Raw genomic sequence first — 775 nt, forward strand, 5'->3', positions numbered from 1 at the left:
CCTAGGCTCAGGACTCACAAGCAATAGATGACAGTTGCGGCGAGGGCGCAGGCGGAGAGGAATAGGATCGGGCAGCGGTCGTAGCGGGTTGCGATACGCCTCCAGTCCTTGAGGCGGGCGAAGGTGTTTTCGATCCTGTGGCGTTTCCGGTAGAGGTCGGTGTCGTGGGGGATCGGTTCCCTGCGCCCGGACCGGGATGGGATACAGGCGGACATCCCCATGTCGATCAGGGCTTTGCGGAACCAGTCGGCATCGTATCCGCGATCGGCGAGCAGCGCCCCGGCCGCCGGGATGGATGACAGGAGCGCCCGCGCGCCCAGGTAGTCGGAGGTCTGGCCTGCGGAGAGGAACATCTGGATCGGACGACCCTTCGCATCGGCCAGGACATGCAGTTTCGAGTTCAGCCCGCCCTTTGTCCGGCCGATCAACCGCCCGCGTCCCCTTTTTGCACAGCCATGCTCGAAGCCGTCCGGTGTGCCTTCAGGTGGGTCGCATCGATCATCACCATCTCGGCATCCTGACCTTGGGTCGCCAGCTCGGTCATGATCGTGGCAAAGACCCCCATGCGGCTCCAGCGCACCCAGCGGTTGTAGAGCGTCTTGTGCGGGCCATACTCCCTTGGCGCATCCTTCCACATCAAGCCATTGCGCTATAGGTGAATGATCCCGCTCAGCACCCGCCGGTCATCGACCCTCGCCTTGCTCCGCGACTTCGGAAAGAACGGCCTCAACCGCTCCATCCGTGCTTCCGTCAGCCAGAACCGCTCGATCATGAT

Annotated in this window: 1 pseudogene; it reads right to left on the reverse strand. The window is 63.2% G+C overall.

Annotation, left to right across the window (positions count from 1 at the left end):
• Window positions 1-14: 14 nt before the first annotated feature.
• Window positions 15-772, reverse strand: a pseudogene (locus EZM81_RS18005) (IS5 family transposase).
• Window positions 773-775 lie beyond the last annotated feature (3 nt).

The sequence above is a fragment of the Tabrizicola sp. YIM 78059 genome (assembly GCF_004959785.1).
In the GTDB taxonomy this organism is placed as follows: domain Bacteria; phylum Pseudomonadota; class Alphaproteobacteria; order Rhodobacterales; family Rhodobacteraceae; genus Tabrizicola; species Tabrizicola caldifontis.